The following is a 21,671-nucleotide window of genomic DNA, read 5'->3' on the forward strand; positions in this document are numbered from 1 at the left end:
ACCTCAGTTCAGGCGGATAAATTCAATACGATCAAAGACGGCTTTGGCAAAGTCTTCTGCCGCCGAACGCGCGTTTTTCAGGGCTTCGCTGCTGCCGACATAGGTAGATGGGTTAGCGGAGATAACCGTATCAAACGATTCACCGCAGCGTTCAAAGCCATCCAGCCGCGGCAGCGCCGCATCCAGCATATCGCCGCCAAATATCTCTTTCGCCAGGCTGTGACACATCTTGTGGTCCGCTTTATTCGACAGCTTGGACATAAAACCAATATTGCCCTGCAACCGGCAGGTGGCACCCGACTCTTCGATGATGTCGATAAGCTCGGGCAGGCGCGTCAGATACTTCAGCGTGGAGTGGAAATCAACCTGTGCCGGCGGCACCGGCGTCATCAGCAAATCGGAAGCGGCAATGGCGTTTTTCAGGAAGGCATCCAGATGTGGGCCGCTGTCAATAAAGATGAAGTCGTAATCCTTTTTCAGCTTAGCCACCACGTTTTCATACAGCACTGCATGCACGTTTTGCTGCGGCAAATGCTCCGCACACAGCTCTTCCCAGCGTGAAGCAATGAAGGCGTCATCGATTGAGGCGGGCAGTACGTCAACGCCAGGAATAATCGATGGCACAATAAATTCGCTTTTCAGCTCTTCGCGGCTGACGTTTTGCAGCATCGCCTGTGCTGCGGTGGCCTCAACCAAACCGACCGAACGTTCATGATTCAGGAACATGGTGGCCGAAGACTGCGGATCGAGATCGATCACCAGGATACGTAAATCTTCAAACAGCAGGTGCGGATGCGCGCGCAGCGCGTGCGCCAGTGATACGGTGGAAACGGTTTTAGACACACCGCCTTTCAGGTTACCGACAAACAGCGTAAACGCTTCAGGATGGCGATCGCGGTATTTCGGGACGCCGCGATGATGGTAGATGTCGATAATATTTTGGATCGACATCGCGTACTTGGTGGAACTGCCGGCCGCGCGCTTATCAAACGGATAGCCGTTTTCTTCCATCTCGTTAACCGCGTAATCGACACTGGCGCGCGTCAGCCTGGGCAACTTGGCTAACGCCGCTTTGGCATAAACCTGGTAAAAAGTATTCTCGTGCAACTCTTCTTTTTGCGCCTGAATCTGCTCCGTCAGGCTCATCAGCATTCTTTCTGAGCGTTGAGCGACTTTCAGAACCTGCTTCTCATCGTTAGCCATACTTGCTCCACACATGTAGGATTTATGACTTTATACCGAAATCCTGCACATGAGGCAAATCTATCTCATCTGTTCATCATCGGCTCGCGTTGTAAAAAGACCTTTTGCAATAGGGGGTTAAACCAGACGTTCACTGCAGTCAGTAGCGCGCGTTGATTGATTACTCATCAATTGATGAAAATGTGATCGGCGTAAGGGCAGCACTCTGCCACTGTTCACTGTAATCTGTAACCGACATGTCTGGCTGAAGCGGTCAATTACGGTGAAATACGGCGCGCCGTTACCTGACAGAGCAGCCCGCACGTTCACTGTAATCAGCGGGTGGCGTAAAGAAATGGAATGTGTTTACTGTACTCAGCGTAACATTCACTGCAATCAGTAACCCTGCCGGAAGATTCACTGTAATCAGTAACTCTTTAGCGCAGGAACAGCGCTACCGGCGCCAGGTGAGCAAGTGCGCAAAAGTAAATGTTCACTGTAGTCAGTGATTCCGCGCATCATCCGCTCACCAAATGGTCAGGATTCACTGTAGTCAGCACAAGCCCACTACATTCTTCCCTCACTGACTGCCTGCAACGCACGGTATGAGGGGGTGCTGCCAGCCAGTGAGAAGGGGAGAAGCTGCACACGATGAGAATTACGCGGTGTGCGATTTCGGGCTGGGGAGCATCGCCTGCAGGAAGATTGGGTTGCGTCGCGGCGAGCATCGTGCAGTGCCATGTTTAGAGCCACCTTACTGGCGGTAATCTGCCAGCGCATCGATTGATGCAGATATAAGATTCACTGTAATCAGTAAACTGCGACGTCTATGCCACCGACATTCACTGTAGTCAGTAAACTATGAATGCCTTTTCGTCAATGTTCACTGTAATCAGTAATGTGACCGTTATCAGATATTCATAACCTGATCGCTGCGGCGCATTCACTGTAGTCAGTAGAAGGAAAAGCGCGTTTAAGCCTGAATTGCTGACCTGCCTGACTGAGCATTCACTGTAATCAGTAGCCGGGTTCGCGCGCGCTGCGCTTTGAGGCAGCAGTACCTGACGCACACGTTCACTGTAATCAGTACATGCCCGCTTAGCCTCAGCCCGATAACGTTCACTGTAGTCAGTAGCTGGCTTTCCTTCCCTTACAGGCCAATGCCAGCGGTGAGGGTAGGGGAGTGTTGAGAACGTTCACAGCAATCAGTAAAAGTCAGACAACGCAGAGGGCCGTTTCGTCATGAAATGACGTTCACTATAATCGGTAATCCCTCCCACGATTCACTGTAATCAGTGATAGTGACCAACCCTGTCACTTTTACTGGTTACTTTTACAGCATAATTACTGAATACAGTGAATGTATTACTGTATATCGTTTATTACGTTTAATTTTCAGTCAAATACGATAAAGCGTTCACTGTAATCAGTGAGGTCGTATGCATTTGTGTTCACTGTGGTCAGCAGAATCGCCCGGCAGACCAGACATTCACTGTAATCAGCCAGACGGTATCTGAAGGCACAGACAAGATGTCTGTCAACCCACCTGGTAAGTACACACTATCAATAAAAGCGCTGTTAGGCAGGAAAAGGAAGGTTGGAGGGTTTTTACGGAACAGGCAATACCGGCAGCGACCACTGATTACAGTGAATGGTACCGATTACAGTGAACAGATTAGGTTGTGCTGATTACAGTGAATGAGGGGAAAGCAGCAGTGTCACTTTTAGGCTCAGTGACACTACGCGAAGAGAGCTGACTGATTACAGTGAATGGGTGAAGTCAGTCTTCGAAATCGAGGTCTTCCAGCGAATCGATACTTTCCAGATTGCTGATACCATCGAGTTTGGGTGTCCGACTGTGGATGATGAAAAATACCGAACGGCCCCGTTTCACTTCGGAGTAGTCCAGATAGCCAATCTCTTTCAGCTGCTCCATGGCGCGCCGCACCACATGGTTTTGCGTGGTGGTTTTTGAGCCGAGATTAAGACGCATGCGTAAGCGCGCCAGGGAGATAGGCGCCGGATTAGTGGGCAGGCTTTCCAGGTAGGTATACAGCGCCTGCGCCGACTCCTTACGCTTGAGGCGCGAGATAGCACGCAGCTGCAGCAGCACCTTGTGGTCGAAGTTATACAGCTCAAACAGCTTAGGATCGGCCTGAATACGCACCAGATCTTTCTCACGATCGTAGTAAGCCGACTGCACCAGGTGCGTGTGGTAGGCTTTACCATTCCCCTCAAACGACAGGGTATTGGTTGCGATACGTCGCAGCGAGGCGTCAAGACGCTTACGCAGCGCCGCGGACGAGTTGGCCGAGGGAATACCGCACATCTTGACGAAATCGATAAACGGCAGCGTGACGGTGTCGCCCTTAGACGGATAACGCGAGAAAGACTGAATGATGCCGGCCCAGGTTTTGAAATCATTATCCATATCCAGCCGTGCGCCGGTGATGGTAATCTTTTCATAGCCTTCCGCTTTCACCAGCGACAGGTTTTTGAGCTCTTTGGTGGCATCGGTTGAAGCCATCGCGCCGGATTTTCCGCGCGCCGTTGACTTCAGGGTAGGAACAAACAGACCCAGGCGCATCAATGCGACCGGTTGTACGGTGTTATTTTTATTGGGATGAAGCTGAATAACTTCACCACTGTTTTTCGTCACCGACAGAAAAGGTTCAAGTAACGCCTTGTTTTCACTCTCTTTATCTGCCATAGCCTGAGATCTTCATTCTGTGGATGAAAAGGATCGGTATCTGATTACAGTGAACATTAACACTGTTTATAGTGAACATTCTACTGTCTATAGTGAATAAAGTACTGACTATAGTGGACACTTTACTGATTATAGTGAACACGATCACCTTCTCAGCCCTTGTCGGGTGCGGCCTGCCGCGATCGGGGATCTCTTAGGATCTCTTTTAGATCTCTTTATGATCTTTCTTTAAGATCTAATCACTGTATAAGTGGATAACCCGTTGAGGCGACTGATGCTGATAAGCGTTACCTGCAGAATACTCGCTTACGTCTTTAAATCACCCTGTGAGGGTGGAAAGTGAAAATCTTCCGGCCTGCGCTGTCTCTCAATTCATTTCAGGTGAACAACTTGCTCTCATCTATTCATTTTTCATCACCTGATGGCTGGCGTAAGGTAGATCCTACTCTGATCAACCCGAATATCTGACGAAGGCATCTTATGACTGATCACGTTATTTCACGTAATCCCACCAGCGGCGAAATCATTGCCACTTATCCCCTGCAAAGTGCAGCCGAGCTGGAAACGGCTTTACAGCAAAGCGCCAGCGCCTTTGCGCAGTGGCGTAACACAGAGATGGCACAGCGCGTGAAGGTGCTGCGCCAGCTGGGTGAGCAGCTGCGCCAGCGTCAGGATCAGCTGGCTACGCTCGCCACGCTGGAAATGGGTAAACCCATTGCGCAGGCGCGTGCCGAAGTCCTGAAATGCGCCAGCCTGTGTGACTGGTATGCTGAACACGGACCGGCAATGCTGGCCGATCAGCCCACGCTGGTGGAAAACCAGCAGGCCTGGCAATCGTTTCGTCCACTCGGTGTGATCCTGGCGGTGATGCCGTGGAATTTTCCTTACTGGCAGGTCCTGCGCGGCGCGGTCAGCATGCTGCTGGCGGGCAACACCTACCTGCTGAAACACGCTCCAAGCGTCATGGGCTGCGCCTGGCTGATGCAGGAACTGTTTACCGCAACCGATTTGCCGCGCGGGGCATTCAATGTAATCAACGTTGATAACGACGGTGTTTCTGCAGCCATTAAAGATCCGCGCGTCGCGGCTATCGCCGTGACCGGAAGCGTGCGTGCTGGTGGGGCTATCGCCGCTCAGGCCGGTGCGGTATTGAAAAAAACCGTGCTGGAGTTAGGCGGCGCCGATCCTTTTATCGTGCTGGCGGATGCCGATCTGGATGCGGCAGTGGCCTCAGCGGTCACAGGACGCTACCAGAACAGCGGGCAGGTGTGTATGGCAGCCAAACGCTTCATTATTGAAGAGAGCATCGCAGAAGCGTTTGAGGCGCGTTTTAGCGCAGCCGTGCAGGCACTGAAAGTGGGCGATCCGCTGCAGGAAGAGACTTATATCGGTCCGATGGCACGCTACGATCTGCGCGATGAACTCGATCATCAGGTGCAGGAAACCCTGCAGCAGGGTGCACGTCTGGTGCTGGGCGGCCACAAGATCGAGGGCGTCGGCAACTATTATGCGCCAACCATTCTTGCCGACGTCACGCCCGCGATGACCGCTTTTCGTCAGGAGATCTTCGGGCCGGTGGCGGCGATCACCGTCGCGCGCGATGCGCAACATGCACTGCAGCTGGCGAATGACAGCGAGTTTGGCCTGAGCGCCACCGTGTGGAGCGGCAATGAAGCGCTGGCGCAGGAACTGGCAGAGCAGCTGGAAACCGGCGCGGTGTTTATCAACGGCAACGGCGCCTCAGATCCGCGCGTCGCTATCGGTGGCGTGAAAAAGAGTGGTTATGGCCGCGAACTCTCCAGCTTCGGCGTGCACGAGTTCTGTAACATCCAGACGGTGTGGAAAAACCGTCGCTAACCCGGCCGGGGCGCGCCATACTGTGCGCCCCAACTTTCGGAAGCAATCCTTGTATGCAGACGCCAGGCATTCTTATCCTTGCTGCCGGTCTCGGCAGCCGCTTTCGTCAGGCCGGCGGTACCGGACATAAACTGCTGGCGCCGTATCCTGACGATAATGGCGTGCCTCAGCCGCTGCTGAAGCTGACGCTGCAGCAGGCGCAGCGCAGCGGTTTGCCGCTTCTCCTCATTATCCGGCCGGAAGATGGCGCCATTCAACAGCTGGCACAGCAGTGCGGCGTCGCGACCTGCACTATTGCCAGCGCCGGCAGCGGTGAAAGCATTGCCGCTGGCGTGCGGGCCACCGCCCACTGGCATGGCTGGCTGATCGTACCGGGTGATATGGCGTGGGTGAGGGCGGAGGATCATCAATGCGTGGCGCAGGCGCTGCGCAACGGTGCGCCGCAGGTACGGCTCAGCTGGCAAAATCAGCCGGGCCACCCGGTGGGATTTGCCGCGCACTATGGCGCGGCGCTCGTTCAACTGCAGGGCGACAGCGGTGCCCGCGCGCTGCTTGACCCGGCTATTCTCATCACTCTGCCGGCCCATCAGGGCACGATCCGCGACGCGGATCTGCCACGATCCGGGGCAAGCCGCTGACCGGCAGCACGCCTGACTGGGTCAGTGGCTGCCGGGATTAGTGCGTACCTGCGCCACCTTTTCAGTCAGATCTTGCCACGCCGGTTCATCAGGCGCGTAGCGCTGGCGCAGCCAGGCAGCAATATCCGCAACCTGCTTATCCGACAAACTGGCGGCAAAGCCGGGCATATAACCGAGCGCATCGGTTGCCGGTTTGTCGATACCGTGCAGCACCACCTGTAACAGATTATCCGGCGTCGCGCTGGTTATGCTGCTGCTGTTGGCCATCGATGGGCTGACGCCAAACAACTGCGGTCCGCCCTCGCTGGCGCTGTGGCAGGCCTGACAGGCGCCTTTAAACAACCGTTCCCCCGCGGCAGTGTTCCATGCCGGTTTTGCCGCTGGCGCAGCGACAGGGCGCGCTGCCTGACCATTAATGTCTGCCAGATAGCTGGCCATGGCGCGCACGTCGGCTTCCGGCAGGGTGGCGAGATGGCTTACCACCGGTGCCATCGGTCCGGCGGCAACGCCGTGCTGCGCATCGTAACCACTGCGCAGGTAGTTATACAGCGACTGCGCGGTCCACGGCTGCGGGGCTTTATTCAGCTGATTGAGCGCGGGCGCTTCCCAGCCGTCGACCCAGCCACCGGCGAGGAAATTGTCCCCGCGTTTTTCCGCGCCCAGCAGATTACGCGGCGAGTGGCAGGCGCCGCAGTGTCCGGCCCCGTTCACCAGATAGGCACCGCGATTCCATTCGGCGCTTTTACGGGGGTCAGGCTGGTATTCGCCGCGCCCCAGGTAGAGCGCGTTCCAGCCCGCCATCAGGAAACGCAGGTTATAGGGAAAGCGCATCTGGTTCTCTGGCGGTGCCTGCTGTACCGCTGGCTGCGACATCAGCCAGGCGTACAGCGCCTGCATATCGCCTTCGCTCAGCTGGCGAAAGCTGGTGTAGGGAAACGCCGGATAGAGATGATGACCGTCGCGGCTGATGCCCTCGCGCATGGCGCGATCGAAGGCGTTAAATGACCAGCTACCGATGCCGGTCTGTTTATCTGGCGTGATGTTGGTGGTGTACAGCGTGCCAAACGGCGTATCCATCTTCAGGCCGCCGGTATTGGTCGCGCCGCCTTCCGTGGTATGGCATACCGCGCAGTCACCGGCGGCGGCCACCTGACGGCCGCGTTCCAGCATCTCTGCCGACCAGCTTCCGGCGGCCGGGGGTGTCACGGGCGCAATCGGTGCGCGCCACGGCAGCGCGTTGATCGCCACGCCAGCGGCGAGGCCGAGCAATCCTGTTACGCCACCCAGCGCCCATTTTCGGCTGCGGCGGCGGGCGGCTTGGGCCGGTGCCGCCAGCTGTGGCTCCGGCTGCGGATCGGGGCCGTTCAGCGCCTGACGCAGTTTGTCAGCGGTGATGGGCAATTCGCGAAAACGGATACCGGTGGCATCAAATACCGCGTTAGCGATGGCCGCGGCGCTGGGCACTGACGCGGATTCCCCCGCGCCGAGCGGCGGTTCGTGCGGGCGCGGCACCATCATCACGTCGATATCTGGCACTTCCGGAAACGTCAGGATCGGGTAGCTGCCCCATTCCTGGCTGGCGATCAGGTTGCTTTCAATTGTCACCTGTTCTTTGAGCACCCGGCTGGTGGACTGAATGACATTGCCGTGAATCTGATGCTTTACCCCTTCCGGGTTGATCATCATGCCGGCATCATGGCCCACGGTGATGCGCGTAACGGCGATCTCGCCGCTTTGCTTATCAATCGCGACATCCGCGACCCAGGCAGCCCAGGCGGCGCCGAAGCCGGGAAATTTGCTGTGAATATAGCGTGCGTAGGCAAAACCGCGCCCGCGCAAAATGCCGGGTTCGCTGGCGGTCTGCTGAATGGCGGTGCGCGGCGTCCAGTCTGCGCGCGCAGCGGTGGAGCGCATTAGCTCGGCGGCGCGATCGTCCTGAATGTAGCGCAGCCGGTACTCCACCGGATCGACGCCTGCCGCGTGGGCCAGCTCATCCATATAGGATTCATGGGCAAAGGTGTTGGGCAGGGCTGAAACGCCGCGCATCCACGAGGCGCGTACAATCGGCGCCATGTCCTCAATGGTGACGCGCAGATGGGGAAAATCGTAAGGTGGAATGGAGGTGCGATCGCCCATTTCATACGCCAGCGCCACCGGATCGACGCGGCCGGTCAGCAGCAGCGCAAGGGTGGGTGCGCCGTTGGATGGATAAGACGTAGTGAAATCATACACCTGCGGATTGCCCTGCGCGTCCAGCCCGCCGTCCACCTCCATCAGCTGCGCAGTGCCTTTCGGTTCCCACACGTGCTCCTGGGCGCGCGTCAGCTGTACCCGCACCGGCTGGCCCACCGCGCGTGACAGCAGCGCCGCATCGGCGGCCACGTCATCGGCGCAGTTGCGACCATAGCAACCGGCGGCTTCCATGCGGTTCACTTCAATAGTCTCTTCCGGCCTCTCCAGCAGCCATGCCAGATCGGCGCGCAGCAGGTGCGGGTTCTGCGTGCCGCTCCACACCTGCAGCGAATCAGGCTGATAGTCGGCCACCGCACAGGAAGGGCCAATCGACGCATGCAGCTGATAGGGCCAGACATAGCTGCGGGTAAAACGCTGCGCGACATTCGCCAGCGCGGCATCCACTTCACCGCTGTCATGCACCACGCGCGAGGTGCGGGGATTATCACGAATAGCCTGTTCGATATCTCGCAGGTCCGGCAGGCTGTGTTCCCACGGCTTCCAGCGCACCTGTAACGCGTCCATCGCGGCGATGGCCTGCTCCTCGCGCTCGGCCACCACGCCGACAAAATCCGCGATCTGCACCACTTTCACGATGCCTTCGAGATGCGCGATCGAGCTTTCGTCAATGCTGAGCAATGAGGTGCCGACAAAGCTGCCGGTGTCATAGCCCGCATACGGTGGACGGATGACCCGGCCGTGCAGCATACCGGGCACGCGCAGGTCATGCACCCACGTCAGTTCGCCGGTGGCTTTGGCGGGAATATCTACCCGCGCCGAGCTGGTACCAACTAAGCGATATTCACTTGCGGGCTTGAGTGTTACCTGATGATCAATCGGCACGATGCTGCGCTGCTGCTGCACCAGTTCGGCAAATGACAATTGCTCACCGCCGGGGTGCTGCAGGAAACCGCTGTCCAGCGTGATGCTCTCCACCGGCAGCTGCCAGCGCGCGGCGGCCTGTTGTAACAGCCACTGGCGCGCCGTTGCAGCCGCTTTACGTAGTGGTACGGCAGAAATTTGCAATGTGGCGCTGGCGATGGTGGCGCCCTGGTTGGGTACGCGCAGCGTATCGCCCAGTACCATTTGCACCTGATCCATGCGCAGATTGAGCTCTTCGGCGACGATTTGCGTCAGCGCGGTTTTCACCCCGGTGCCGAGATCGACATGGCCATTGAAGGCCCAGACGCTGCCGGAACCGTCAATAGCCAGAAACAGTGCGCGCTCTTTGGCTTTCAGCGTCGGCGTCTGGCCTTTGGGTACCAGCCCTGGCGGCGGCTGAATCTCATCGACAATCAACAGGACGTCGCTGGCTGCCAGCAACTGCTGCTGCGTGGGTACATTCGCCGCACTCATGATGCCGCCTCCGCCTGCTGCAGGCATAAGGTGATGGCGCGCTTCACCGCGCACAGAATCTCCTGATGGGTGCCACAGCGGCACAGATTACCGCTCAGCGCTGCACGTATCTGCCGGTCATCAGGGCAGGGCTGAGCGCGCAGCAGCGCGGCGGTGGTCATGATCATGCCGTTAAGGCAGTAACCGCATTGTGCGGCCTGCGCCTCAATAAACGCCTGCTGCACCGGATGCAGTGCTTCGCGGTTGCCCAGGCCTTCCAGCGTGGTGATAGCGCGCTGACGCACGCCATACGCCGGGATGACGCAGGTGCGCGCGGCAACGCCATCGATCAGCACGGTGCAGGCGCCGCATTCGCCCAGGCCGCAGCCATATTTGGGTCCGTTAAGCTGGAGTTGATTACGCAGCACCAGCAGCAGCGAGGTATCGCGATAGCTGCTGATGGGGTGAGTCGCACCGTTCACCTCAAGGGCGTAATGGCACGTGGATGCAGGTGAAACCGGTGTGGCAGTCTGATGTGCCAGCATTTTCATTATTAACCGCCTTAGCGAGGCGGCTAAGCGCCCCGGGTTAGGGCTGGCTCGTATCGTCCAGCATTTTCTTCAGCAGATAAATCAGCGCGACCCGTTCGGCCGGATTCAGCTGCCCGTAAGTCATTTCGGTGATGCGCATCGCGTTATCAGTCGTGCTGTCAATCAGGCGGTGGCCTGCATCGGTCAGCATGACAATCACTTTGCGTTTGTCGGTGGGATCGGGACCCAGACTGACCAGATCGCGCGCCTTAAGACGCTCAACCACACCGCGAATGGTGGCCTGATCGACGGCGGTATAGCGCACTAAATCGTTCTGTGCGCTCGGACCGCGATCGCGCAGCGCACAGAGGGTAATAAATTGCACGGCGGTGATCTGTGAATCACCGACGTGTTGCTGAAAAATCGCCGCATGGCGTTGATACACCTTGCGCAACAGATGGCCAACCTGCTCGGTATAGTCATAGCGCTGGTCTGCGCGCGGATCCTGCTGGTGCGACATGCCTTTATCCTTTTTCCCGGAAACTGTCAGGCAGTGTAATGCATTGTCACTGCGCTGACAGCCGTTCCCTGCGCACGATTAACGCGCGCGTGAGGCCTCCGGTGCCACCACTTCACCTTCCGCCACCACCAGCAAATCGTCCACTTTGATGTCGCAGCGGCGCAGAGCAATGTCCATATGGCACGGCGTTTTGCGCTTACCGCCCACTTCGGTGTTCGGTCCGGTCGAAAACAGGAAGTTGCCGTAGAAGGCGCGCGCGTCCATACACATGCCGTCGTTTTTGTCGTGTAATCCCATCGCTGTCCACTGCGCGCGCGGCTGCAGCCCCCAGCCGATGTGGGAAATACCGTACACTTCCGGATCGTTAAAGTAGCGCATGTAATCGCGCAGATACTCAGCCTCAAAGCCGCCGTGGATGTGGGTGACAAAGCCCTGCTCAATCTCCAGCGTAATACGTTCACGCGCGTAAGATTTAAACGGCAGCAGGATGTCGCCGACGTCCAGCACCAGCACGCCTTCAGCCTGATCTTCATTCGGCCAGGTAAACAGGAAGCCGCTCGGCCAGTGATCCCAGCGGCCTGGCTCATCCGCGTAGCCATATTCCGTTACCGTGGGGTACTGGCCGAGCGGGGCACGAAAATCACTGCCAGCCGGCGATTTCACCGTCATCATGCGCGCTTTTTCCAGCACCGCCGCCGCAGCCATCACGCGCGACTTGTCCTCTTCGTTTGGCAACATTCGTGCCAATACTTCCGGCGGCTCGACGGCCAGCAAAATTCGTGTCCCGGTTTTCAGGATTTGTTCCTGCTCCGGCGAATGCAGCAGCATCATGGTATCGACGATCAGATCCGCCGCTTCCAGCGCGCGCTGCGCGGCAATGTTGCCGGTAAGCGCGGTATCACCGCAGTAGGCGGTCATGTCGTTACCCATTGCCGTCGGGTGATTGAAGGCCGGCAGCTCAACGCAGTACACCTTCGCGCCCAATCGTAGTGCAGCATCAGTGGCGGCCTGCACGGTGCGTGCATCGGAATAGTGACTTTTCAGGATGGCGACACTCTGGCTGGCGTCGACTTTCGACAGCCGTAAAACCTGCTCGAACATCTGGCCTAACTGGCTCTGATTTACTGCCATGGCGGTTTCCTCTCAGGGTTAGATGTCAGACAATTTGCTGCGCAAAACTTCAGCTATTTATAGCGAACACGCTTTATATGTTTGTTATAGACGTGTTGCGAAGAACAGTGCAAGCATTTCTTTTTGACATAAGAAAAGCCTATTTAACCTTATCATCAGGCTGTGATTAACATCATGTTATCGAGTTTTCACTGTAAATACGGTTGCTTTTAACAGTGTCATAACCTCAATAATTAAAGTGTATGCACTATAAATTCACTGTCGGGTTTGATCGTTTATCCGCGTGCATACCTTCAAATCAGCGTCTGTGTGAGAGGAAAATATGAGCAATATGAAACGCATCGCGGTAATCGGCGCCGGGCTGGGCGGGCTTGCCGCCGGCTCGCTGTTACAGAAAGCGGGATTTCATGTCACGGTCTACGAACAAAGCCCGGCTTTCTCCCGTCTGGGTGCCGGCATCCACATGGGGCCGAACGTGCTCAAGGTGTTTCGCCGCATGGGCATCGAACAGCAGCTGGAGGATCTGGCTTCGCATCCCGATTTCTGGTTCAGCCGCGACGGCGAGACCGGGGAGTATTTGTCACGCATTCCGCTGGGCGCTTATGCGCGCAAAGAGTACGGTGCGGCTTATGTCACGGTGCACCGGGGCGATTTGCAGGCCATGCAGATGACCAGTCTGCAGCCGGGCAGCGTCCAGTTCGGTAAGTGCCTGAGCAGCGTCGAAGACAGCGGCAGCGATGTGGTGCTGCGTTTTCAGGATGGCAGCGAAGCGCGCGCGGATATCGTGATTGGCGCGGATGGCATTAACTCAAAACTGCGTGAGCATCTGCTGGGGGTGGAAGCGCCCACTTACAGCGGCTGGGTGGCGCACCGTGCGCTGATCCGCGGCGAACAACTGCGTAAATACAACCTCAGCTTTGAAGATTGCGTGAAGTGGTGGTCTGAAGATCGTCATCTGATGGTCTATTACACCACCAAAGCGCGCGACGAATATTATTACGTCTCCGGTGTGCCGCACCCGGCGTGGGATATCAAAGGCAGCTTCGTTGACAGTAGTCAGCAGGAGATGCTGGAAACCTTTGGTCACTACCATCCGGTGGTACAGGCGCTGATCGAGTGCAGCGAATCGGTCACCAAATGGCCGCTGCTCAACCGCCAGCCGCTGCCGGTATGGAGCGAAGGGCGCATTGTGCTGCTGGGTGATGCCTGCCATCCGATGAAACCGCACATGGCGCAGGGCGCTGCGATGGCCATTGAAGATGCCGCCATGCTGTCGCGCTGCCTGACGGAAACCGGTCTTGATGATTATCGCACCGCATTCCGCCTGTATGAAGCCAACCGCAAAGAACGTGCGTCGCGCGTGCAGGCCGTCTCTAACGCCAATACTTTCCTGCGCACCCAGGAAGATCCGGCCTGGGTGTACGGCTACGACGTGTTTGCCGCGCCGCTGAAAAGCGAGGTGACTTCATGAGCCGTTTTATGCACGGCGGTCAGGTACAGGCCAACGGCATTCGCCAGCACTATCTGCGCTACGGCGGCAGCGGGCCCGCGCTGATCCTCGTACCGGGTATCACCAGCCCGGCAATCACCTGGGGTTTTGTGGCGGAAGTTTTTGCGCAGCATTTTGATACCTGGGTACTGGACGTGCGCGGTCGCGGGCTCTCCAGCAGCGGTGAAGGGCTGGATTACGGCATGGAGAGCTGCGCCGATGACATCAACGCCTTCGCGGATGCGCTGGGGCTGACGCGCTATCACCTGGTTGGCCATTCGATGGGCGCGCGCTTCATCATGCGTGCGGCGGTGAAACAGCCAGCCGGCGTGCTGTCGCTGTCGCTGATCGATCCGCCGGTTTCCGGTCCGGGACGGCGTCTCTATCCGGGGCAGTGGCCGTGGTATGAAGATTCCATTCGCGACGCGCAGCGCGGCATGGACGCTGAAGCCATGAAGCAATACTGCCCGGCCTGGAGCGATGACCAGCGCCAGCTGCGCGCCGAGTGGCTGCACACCTGCTATACGCCAGCCATCCGTCGCGCCTACGACGATTTTCACCAGCTCGATATCCATCAATATTTCCCTCAGCTGCCGGCAAAAACCTTGCTGATGGTGGCAGGCAAGGGCGGCGTCATTCAGGCGGAAGATGAAGCCGAAATCCGCGAGCTGCTGCCGACCATTGAGATCAGCCGGGTAGCCGGCGCCGGTCACATGATCCCGTGGGATGATTTTCACGGCTTCTTTAATGCCTTTGGCACCTTCCTTGGCCCCTCACTGACTCCGGAGACGCAGCCATGACGCGTTCGTATCGTATCGGCCAGATTGTGCCGAGTTCCAACATCACCATGGAAACCGAAATTCCCGCCATGCTGCAGGCGCGCCAGCTGATTCGCCCGGAGCGGTTTACCTTCCACTCCAGCCGTATGCGCATGAAGCACGTCAATAAAGATGAACTGGCGGCGATGGATAAAGAGTCCGACCGCTGTGCGCTGGAGCTGTCCGACGCGCGCGTTGACGTGCTCGGCTATGCCTGTCTGGTGGCGATCATGGCGATGGGCCCGGGCTATCATCGCCAGTCGCAGCAGCGCCTGACGCAGGTCACGCGCGACAACGAGGCGCTGGCACCGGTGATCACCAGTGCCGGCGCGCTGGTCGATGCGCTGCATATTATGGGCGCGAAGAAGATCGCGCTGGTGGCGCCCTACATGAAGCCGCTGACCGAGCTGGTGGTGGATTACATCCAGCGCGAAGGGATTGAGGTAAAGCAGTGGCGCGCGCTGGAAATTGCCGATAACCTCGCCGTCGCCCGCCACGACCCGGCCAATTTACCCGGCATCGTGGCGGACATGACGCTGACGGATGTTGACGTGGTGGTGCTGTCGGCCTGCGTGCAGATGCCATCGCTGCCGGCGGTGGCAAAAGTGGAGGCGCAGACCGGCAAGCCGGTAATTACGGCCGCCATTGCCACCACGTACGCTCTGCTGAAGGCGCTGGAGCTGGAGCCGGTGGTGCCGGGCGCGGGCGCACTGCTGTCCGGTGCGTGGTAAGGAGAAAGCATGAGCCAGAGTGTCAGTGATAACTACGCCGGTGTCTGGGGCAACCGCATCGGTTTTGGTCAGCGTCCGGCGCTGCTGATGATCGACTTTCTGCAGGGCTACACCACGCCGGGCGCCGCGCTATTTGCCCCGGGCGTGGTGGAGGCGGTGGCCGCTGCGCAGGGCCTGCTGGCGGCGGCGCGCCAGTGCGCGATTTCGGTGATCCATACGCAGATTCGCTACCATCCGCAGCATCAGCAGGACGGCGGGATCTGGGTGCAGAAAGCCCCGGTGATGCGTGACATGGTGGAGGGCAATCCGCTCGCCGCGTTTTGTCCGGCGGTGCAGCCGCTTGCCGCAGAAGTGGTGATCACCAAACAGTATGCCAGCGCGTTTTTTGGCACGTCTCTGGCATCGATGCTGGTGGCGCAGGGCATCGATACGCTGCTGATCGCCGGCTGCTCCACCAGCGGCTGCATCCGCGCCAGCGCAGTGGATGCGTTGCAATACGGTTTTCGCGCCATGGTGGTGCGCGAATGCGTGGGCGATCGCCATGATGCGCCGCATCAGGCCAATTTATTTGATATCGACAGTAAATATGGCGACGTGGTAAGTAAAGCCGCGGCGCTGGAGTATCTCGGGAAGTTCAGCGCCCGTTAAGGGCGCGTTTCACCTGCACGGAGTGCGCACAAACAGTCCGTTTCGGCTGCGGCTGAGACGCATAACAACATCTCCCCGACGACGGGGTTATTGCGCCCGGAGAACACCATGACTGACGTTTCAACCCGTCCTGCTGCGCTGGCAGCCGAAGACACCGCTTCGATTTATCGCAAAATCACCTGGAAGCTGATTCCGTTTCTCTGCCTGTGTTATCTCGCGGCCTATCTTGATCGCATCAATATCGGCCTGGCTAAGCTACAGATGGCGAGCGATCTGGCGCTGAGCGAGACTGCGTTTGGTCTGGGTGCCGGGCTGTTTTTTGTCGGCTATATCCTGTTTGAAGTGCCGAGCAACCTAATCCTGCAGCGGGTCGGCGCAAAGATCTGGATCGCGCGCATTATGATTACCTGGGGCCTGCTCTCGACCGCCACGCTGCTGGTGCAAACGCCGACCCAGTTCTACATCATCCGCTTTTTCCTCGGCGCGGCCGAAGCCGGTTTTCTGCCTGGCGTGCTGTTCTATCTCACCAAATGGTTTCCCTCATGGCGCCGCAGCCGCATCATTGCGCTGTTTATGATTGGCCTGCCGCTCTCCAGCCTGATTGGCGGACCGCTTTCCGGCTGGATCATGGGGCATTTTCATGAGGTTTACGGCATGCGCGGCTGGCAGTGGCTGTTTCTGCTGGAAGGCCTGCCCAGCGTATTACTGGGTGTGCTGACGTTCTGGCTGCTGCCGAACAGCGTCGAGAGCGCCAGCTGGCTCAGCAGCAGTGAGAAGCAGGCGGTGCTTCGCGAACTGGCGCGCGATGAAGGTGACGCCAAAGGGCTGAAACACAGCCTGCGTGATGGTCTGCTGAATATTCGCGTGGTGATGCTCGGCGGCATCGATTTCTCGATTCTGCTCAGCGCTTACGCCATGGGTTTCTGGATGCCGACCTTTATCAAGAATGCCGGCACCACCGATATCACCACCATTGGCTATCTGACGGCGATCCCCAGCCTGGCGGCGTTGATTGGCATGCTGGCGATTGGTGCCAGCTCAGACCGCCTGCGTGAACGCCGCTGGCACATCATCGTTCCGTTTATTATTGGCGCGGCAGCGATGGGGACCAGCACCTTCTTTGCTCATAACGTGGCGATGACCGTGCTGCTGTTCTCGATTGCGCAGGCGATGATTATCGGGGCGGTGCCGGTGTTTTTCAGTCTGCCCGCTACGTTCCTGAAAGGTACGGCGGCCGCGGCGGGTTTTGCGCTGGCCTGTTCGATCGCTAATATCGCCGGACTGGTGAGTAATTCCGTGATGGGCGTGGCGCTGGACCTCACCGGCAGCAGCAACGGCGCGCTGTGGTTCTTCGCCGTGTGTCTGCTGCTCAGCTCGCTGTTGGTGGTCGCGCTGCCAGCAAAGCTGGTGAATCGGTAGCGAATACCTTACCTATTTTAACGATCGCTGATGGATTGCCATCGATGGCGTAATGCCGAATAGTTCAGAAACTGCAATACGCACAAATTCGTAGCGGCGCGATTCATCGCGCAATAAATTGCGCCGCTACGATAAGTGCAATCATTTATGTACAAATTCAAAGATAACTGACAAGGATTACGCCATTCATGGCGACCGCCTCACAGCCGCATAATGCAGCTTCACACCCCGCCAGACCGTCACGCCCACCCGCACCCAATCCTCCTCGCTTATCGGTTATCCATAAGGTAAAAATCTTGTGGGATAGCTCAAACTATCAGCTAAAGGTATTATAAAGGTATCTATTCTGGTGCTAGATTGGTTCTACCAACACCGGGGAGTCTATTTCGATGAAAACTACAATTCCAAAGCTGTCGTTCATGATGTTCTTAGAGTGGTTTATCTGGGGGGCATGGTTCGTGCCGCTGTGGGCGTTTCTCAGCAAAAACGGTTTTTCGCCGGTTGAGATCGCCTGGTGCTACGCCTGTACCTCCATCGCTGCCATCCTGTCACCGATTCTGGTCGGCTCGCTGGCTGACCGTTTCTTCCAGGCACAGAAAGTGTTATCGCTGCTGACCATCGCCGGCGCGATCCTGATGTTCTTTGCCGCACAGCAGACGCACTTCAGCAGCTTCTTTCCGCTGCTGCTGCTGTATGCGCTCACCTATATGCCGACCATTGCGCTGACCAACAGTATTGCGTTTTCCCACGTCGGTGATGTGGAGCGCGACTATCCGCGCATCCGCGTGATGGGCACTATCGGCTGGATCGCCTCCGGCATCGCCTGCGGTTTCCTGCCGCCGCTGCTCGGCTTTGGCGATATCTCCGCCAGCAATGTACCGTTGCTGATCACCGCGGCCAGTTCGCTGCTGCTTGGCCTGTTCGCCCTGACCCTGCCAGCCACCGAACCCAAAAGCACCGGCAAGTTCAGCCTGCGCGTGGCGCTCGGCCTCGACGCACTGCATCTGCTGAAAGATCGCAGCTTCCTCGTATTTTTCGTCTGTTCATTCCTGTTCAGTATGCCGCTGGCGTTCTACTACATCTTCGCTGAGGGATATCTGACCGAAGTCGGTCTGCCCCACGCCACCGGCTGGATGACGCTCGGCCAGGTATCAGAAATCTTCTTCCTGCTGGCGCTGCCGTTCTTCATTAAACGCTTCGGCATCGGCAAAGTGCTGCTGCTCGGCCTGGTTACCGCCGCGCTGCGCTACGTGTTCTTTGTGTTCGGCGGCGATCAAAACCTGCTGACCTTCGGCCTGCTGTTTATGGGCATTCTGCTGCACGGCGTCAGCTACGACTTCTATTTCATCACCGCCTACATTTATGTGGATAAGAAAGCGCCGGTGGCGATGCGTAACGCTGCGCAGGGCCTGATCACCCTGGCCTGTCAGGGCATCGGCAGCCTGCTGGGTTACCGCCTCGGCGGCTATCTGATGCAGGAGATGTTCGCGTATGACCAGCCGCGCAACGGCCAGACATTCAACTGGGCGGGGATGTGGATGTTTGGCAGCGTGATGATTGTCATCATCACTATTGCCTTTATCGTCCTGTTCCGCGACGGCAAAAAACGCAGTGATGAATTAACCGCTTTTGAAAACTCAGCAACCGCTGACAGCCATAAATAAGAGATGTAACCATGACGATGACACACCAGGAAAAACGGATTTTGGGCGCATTTTACGGCCAGGCATTGGGCGATGCGATGGGCATGCCATCGGAACTGTGGCCGCGCAGCCGCGTGAAACAGCACTTCGGCTGGATCGATCGCTTCCTGCCCGGCCCGGCAGAAAACAATGCCGCCTGCTACTTTGGCCGGGCGGCTTTCACTGACGACACCTCAATGGCGCTGGCGCTGGCCGATGCCATTATCAGCCACGACGGCGAAATTGATGCGGAAACCATCGGCGTCAATATTCTGCGCTGGGCGGAAGCGTTTGATGCCTTTAACAAAAATGTGCTCGGACCCACCTCCAAAATCGCGCTTAACGCGCTGAAAAACGGTACGCCGGTGGCGCAGCTGGAAAATAACGGCCTGACCAACGGCGCGGCGATGCGCGTCTCGCCGCTGGGCTGTCTGCTGCCGGCGCGTGACCTGCCGGCCTTTATTGATGCTGTCGCGCTGGCCTCCAGCCCGACGCACAAATCCGACGTGGCGATTGCCGGTGCCACCGCGATCGCCTGGGCAATCTCCCGCGCGATTGACGGCACCGACTGGGCAACGATTCGTGACGAACTGCCGGCGATTGCTCGTGCGGCACAGGAGCGGCGCGTCACCACTTTCAGTGCGGCGATGGCGGCCCGCATCGAACTGGCGTTGCAGGTGGTCGCGCAGGGCAGGGGCACCGAGTCGACCATGCAGCAGATCTACGATCTGGTCGGTACCGGCACCAGCACCATTGAATCGGTACCGGCAGCGATCGCTATGGTCGAACTGGCAGCCACCGATCCCAACCGCTGCGCCATTCTGTGCGCCAATCTCGGCGGCGATACGGATACCATCGGCGCGATGGCGGTTGCCATTTGCGGCGCGCTGCACGGTATCGACGCGATCGATGCGCAGCTAAAAGCGGAGCTGGATGCCGCTAACGCGCTGGATTTCACCCATTATAGCCGCGCGTTTGTCCGTTTCCGCCAGCAGCGTGAGGCCGCCTATGCTGCCGCCTGACGATCTGTCCCGACTGGCGGGCCGGTTGCCGGTGTGCGTGGTGGGGGCGGCGGTAGTGGATGTGATTGCCGATGCCTGGACGTTGCCGTATCGCGGCAGCGACATCGAACTGCATCAGCAGGGCGTGAACGTTGGCGGCTGTGCGCTCAACGTCGCCATTGCGCTGCATCGTCTCGGCATTCCTTCTATCAACGCGCTGCCGCTGGGGAACGGTATCTGGGCCAGTATCGTGCGACAGAAGCTGGCGGAATACGGTGTGCAGAGCGTACTGGAAAATGCGCACGGTGATAATGGCTGGTGTCTGGCGCTGGTCGAGCCGGATGGCGAGCGCACCTTTCTTTCCGTCAGTGGCGTGGAAAACCAATGGGACGCCGCGCTGTTGCGCACATTGCCGCAGCCGGCGCAGCGCTGGATCTATCTCTCCGGTTATCAGCTCACCAGCAAAAGCGGCGAGGTGCTGATCGACTGGCTGGAGCAGCAGGCACCGCCGTTTCAGCTGCTGGTGGATTTTGGCCCGCGGCTGGCGGACATCGGCGAGGCGCAGTTTGCGCGCATCATGGCGCTGCAGCCACTGATTACAGTGAACAGGCAGGAAGCGGAGCTGCTGTGGCATGAGCGTCTGCGCGCATCCGAACCTTTCGACGCCCATCAGCTGATGGCGCGCTGGCAGCAGCAGTTTGGCGGCGCAATGGTGTTAAGGCTGGACAGCGAAGGTGCCGGATACATCGACGCTGAGGCGCAGGGCTGGGTGCCCGCACTGGCGACAACGGTGGTCGATACTATCGGCGCGGGCGACAGCCATGCTGGCGGATTACTGGCGGGATTAGCGTCCGGCTGGTCACTGGCGGAGAGCGTTGCGCTGGGCAACGCAGTGGCGTCGTATGTGGTTTCCCGGCGCGGTGGCGACTGTGCGCCCGATCGCGCCACCCTGCGCGCTTACTGGCAGCAACGCCTTACTCAGCAATAAACACGTACATATCGCTGCGGCAGTAGCTGATGCTGTACTCCAGCGGATTGCCCTGTGCGTCGAGTGCCAGCTGCTTAATCACCAGCACCGGCACATTGGCGGGCAGGGCAATTTGCTGCTGCAGGGCTTCGTCCGGCATACGCGCACTGACCCGGCTCTGGGATTTCACCGGCAGGATCTGCTGGCGATGAAAATAGTCATACAGCGAAATACCAATCTCATCGGCATCGGCAATGTAGCGCGCCGGCACCCATGACTCTTCAACCGAGACCGCCTGGCGGTCGACATAGCGAATACGTTTCAGCAAATAGACATCGCTGCCTGTGCTTAGCCCCAGCTTTTCGGCGATCTCTGCGCTGCAGGCAATTTTGCTTTTGTTGATCCACACGGTGTCCGGCGTTTTACCGCGCAGCACCGCCTGCTGCGACAATCCTTTTGGCTCTTTGAGTGAATATTCAAACTGGCTGCAAATCTGCGTGCCGTAGCCGCGGGAACGGAACACGACGCCCTCTTTTTCCAGCTCGTCCATGGCTTTACGCACGGTGATGCGTGAAATGTTCAGCGACTGGCTGAACTCGCGCTCGCCCGGCAGGATCTCTTCGTGCACCAGCGTGCCATCGCGCACTGCCTCTTTAATCGCACTGGCAAAGCGTTTATACAGCGGCGTGCGACTCTCTGTCGCCAGCGTGGTGGTCAACCGCGCCAACAGCGCATTGTGGTCAGTCATAGCGGGCAGGGCACTCACTCGGGTCAGCGGCAG

At 58.2% G+C, this 21,671-nt stretch carries 17 protein-coding genes; 10 read left to right on the forward strand and 7 right to left on the reverse strand.

What is annotated here, in order from left to right:
* Positions 1–3 precede the first annotated feature (3 nt).
* Positions 4–1,203 (reverse strand): AAA family ATPase, encoded by a 1,200-nt coding sequence (locus tag F3I21_RS10400; protein WP_058758933.1) that lies wholly within the window; start codon positions 1,201–1,203, stop codon positions 4–6.
* A gap of 1,759 nt (positions 1,204–2,962) precedes the next feature.
* Positions 2,963–3,892 carry a RepB family plasmid replication initiator protein gene (locus F3I21_RS10405; protein ID WP_021508802.1) on the reverse strand — a complete coding sequence of 310 codons (930 nt, stop codon included), beginning with the start codon at positions 3,890–3,892 and terminating at the stop codon, positions 2,963–2,965.
* Between the two features lie 480 nt (positions 3,893–4,372).
* On the opposite strand from F3I21_RS10405, the gene F3I21_RS10410 reads away from it, so the two are divergent.
* Both F3I21_RS10410 and F3I21_RS10415 read left to right on the forward strand, forming a co-directional pair.
* Positions 4,373–5,749, forward strand: a complete 1,377-nt coding sequence (locus tag F3I21_RS10410; protein WP_150058841.1) for an aldehyde dehydrogenase family protein — start codon at positions 4,373–4,375, stop codon at positions 5,747–5,749.
* Positions 5,750–5,802: 53 nt separating this feature from the next.
* Positions 5,803–6,387, forward strand: coding sequence for an NTP transferase domain-containing protein (locus F3I21_RS10415; protein ID WP_150058842.1), 585 nt, complete (start codon positions 5,803–5,805; stop codon positions 6,385–6,387).
* A gap of 21 nt (positions 6,388–6,408) precedes the next feature.
* On the opposite strand, the gene F3I21_RS10420 is transcribed toward F3I21_RS10415, so the two are convergent.
* The 4 genes from F3I21_RS10420 to F3I21_RS10435 all read right to left on the reverse strand — a co-directional run bounded on the left by F3I21_RS10420 (position 6,409) and on the right by F3I21_RS10435 (position 12,135).
* A complete protein-coding gene (locus tag F3I21_RS10420; protein WP_150058843.1) occupies positions 6,409–9,975 on the reverse strand; it encodes a molybdopterin cofactor-binding domain-containing protein in 3,567 nt (1,188 codons plus the stop codon).
* Complete coding sequence (locus F3I21_RS10425) at positions 9,972–10,499, reverse strand: (2Fe-2S)-binding protein (protein WP_370515618.1); 528 nt, start codon at positions 10,497–10,499, stop codon at positions 9,972–9,974. Before F3I21_RS10425 ends, F3I21_RS10420 begins: the two co-directional genes overlap by 4 nt.
* Before the next feature lie 43 nt (positions 10,500–10,542).
* The gene (locus tag F3I21_RS10430) at positions 10,543–11,004 is read right to left on the reverse strand and encodes a MarR family winged helix-turn-helix transcriptional regulator (protein WP_021508807.1); all 462 of its coding nucleotides are present in this window, start codon (positions 11,002–11,004) and stop codon (positions 10,543–10,545) included.
* Positions 11,005–11,082: 78 nt separating this feature from the next.
* On the reverse strand, positions 11,083–12,135 hold the full coding sequence (locus F3I21_RS10435) for a 2,5-dihydroxypyridine 5,6-dioxygenase (RefSeq protein WP_150058845.1): 1,053 nt from the start codon (positions 12,133–12,135) through the stop codon (positions 11,083–11,085).
* 322 nt (positions 12,136–12,457) lie between these two features.
* Between F3I21_RS10435 and F3I21_RS10440 the strand changes: the two genes are divergently transcribed.
* From F3I21_RS10440 to F3I21_RS10475, 8 genes are all read left to right on the forward strand, one after another.
* On the forward strand, positions 12,458–13,606 hold the full coding sequence (locus tag F3I21_RS10440) for an FAD-dependent monooxygenase (protein ID WP_058758938.1): 1,149 nt from the start codon (positions 12,458–12,460) through the stop codon (positions 13,604–13,606).
* Complete coding sequence (locus tag F3I21_RS10445; RefSeq protein ID WP_021508810.1) at positions 13,603–14,424, forward strand: alpha/beta fold hydrolase; 822 nt, start codon at positions 13,603–13,605, stop codon at positions 14,422–14,424. The genes F3I21_RS10440 and F3I21_RS10445 overlap by 4 nt, the downstream gene beginning before the upstream one ends.
* 47 nt (positions 14,425–14,471) lie before the next feature.
* Positions 14,472–15,173: an Asp/Glu racemase gene (locus tag F3I21_RS10450; RefSeq protein WP_199188990.1), complete on the forward strand. Its 702-nt coding sequence runs from the start codon at positions 14,472–14,474 to the stop codon at positions 15,171–15,173.
* Positions 15,174–15,182: 9 nt separating this feature from the next.
* On the forward strand, positions 15,183–15,821 hold the full coding sequence (locus F3I21_RS10455; RefSeq protein WP_058758941.1) for an isochorismatase family protein: 639 nt from the start codon (positions 15,183–15,185) through the stop codon (positions 15,819–15,821).
* 108 nt (positions 15,822–15,929) lie between these two features.
* Positions 15,930–17,240 carry an MFS transporter gene (locus tag F3I21_RS10460; protein ID WP_021508813.1) on the forward strand — a complete coding sequence of 437 codons (1,311 nt, stop codon included), beginning with the start codon at positions 15,930–15,932 and terminating at the stop codon, positions 17,238–17,240.
* A 389-nt stretch (positions 17,241–17,629) separates the two neighbouring features.
* A complete protein-coding gene (locus F3I21_RS10465) occupies positions 17,630–18,904 on the forward strand; it encodes a nucleoside permease (RefSeq protein WP_031279949.1) in 1,275 nt (424 codons plus the stop codon).
* A gap of 17 nt (positions 18,905–18,921) precedes the next feature.
* Positions 18,922–19,944, forward strand: coding sequence for an ADP-ribosylglycohydrolase family protein (locus F3I21_RS10470; RefSeq protein WP_190286097.1), 1,023 nt, complete (start codon positions 18,922–18,924; stop codon positions 19,942–19,944).
* On the forward strand, positions 19,931–20,911 hold the full coding sequence (locus F3I21_RS10475; protein ID WP_150058847.1) for a PfkB family carbohydrate kinase: 981 nt from the start codon (positions 19,931–19,933) through the stop codon (positions 20,909–20,911). The genes F3I21_RS10470 and F3I21_RS10475 overlap by 14 nt, the downstream gene beginning before the upstream one ends.
* Here the strand turns inward: F3I21_RS10475 and F3I21_RS10480 are convergent.
* On the reverse strand, positions 20,898–21,638 hold the full coding sequence (locus F3I21_RS10480; RefSeq protein WP_058780995.1) for a GntR family transcriptional regulator: 741 nt from the start codon (positions 21,636–21,638) through the stop codon (positions 20,898–20,900). The genes F3I21_RS10475 and F3I21_RS10480 overlap by 14 nt on opposite strands.
* Positions 21,639–21,671 lie beyond the last annotated feature (33 nt).

Source organism: Pantoea sp. B_9, assembly GCF_008632015.1.
Lineage (GTDB): Bacteria > Pseudomonadota > Gammaproteobacteria > Enterobacterales > Enterobacteriaceae > Pantoea > Pantoea dispersa.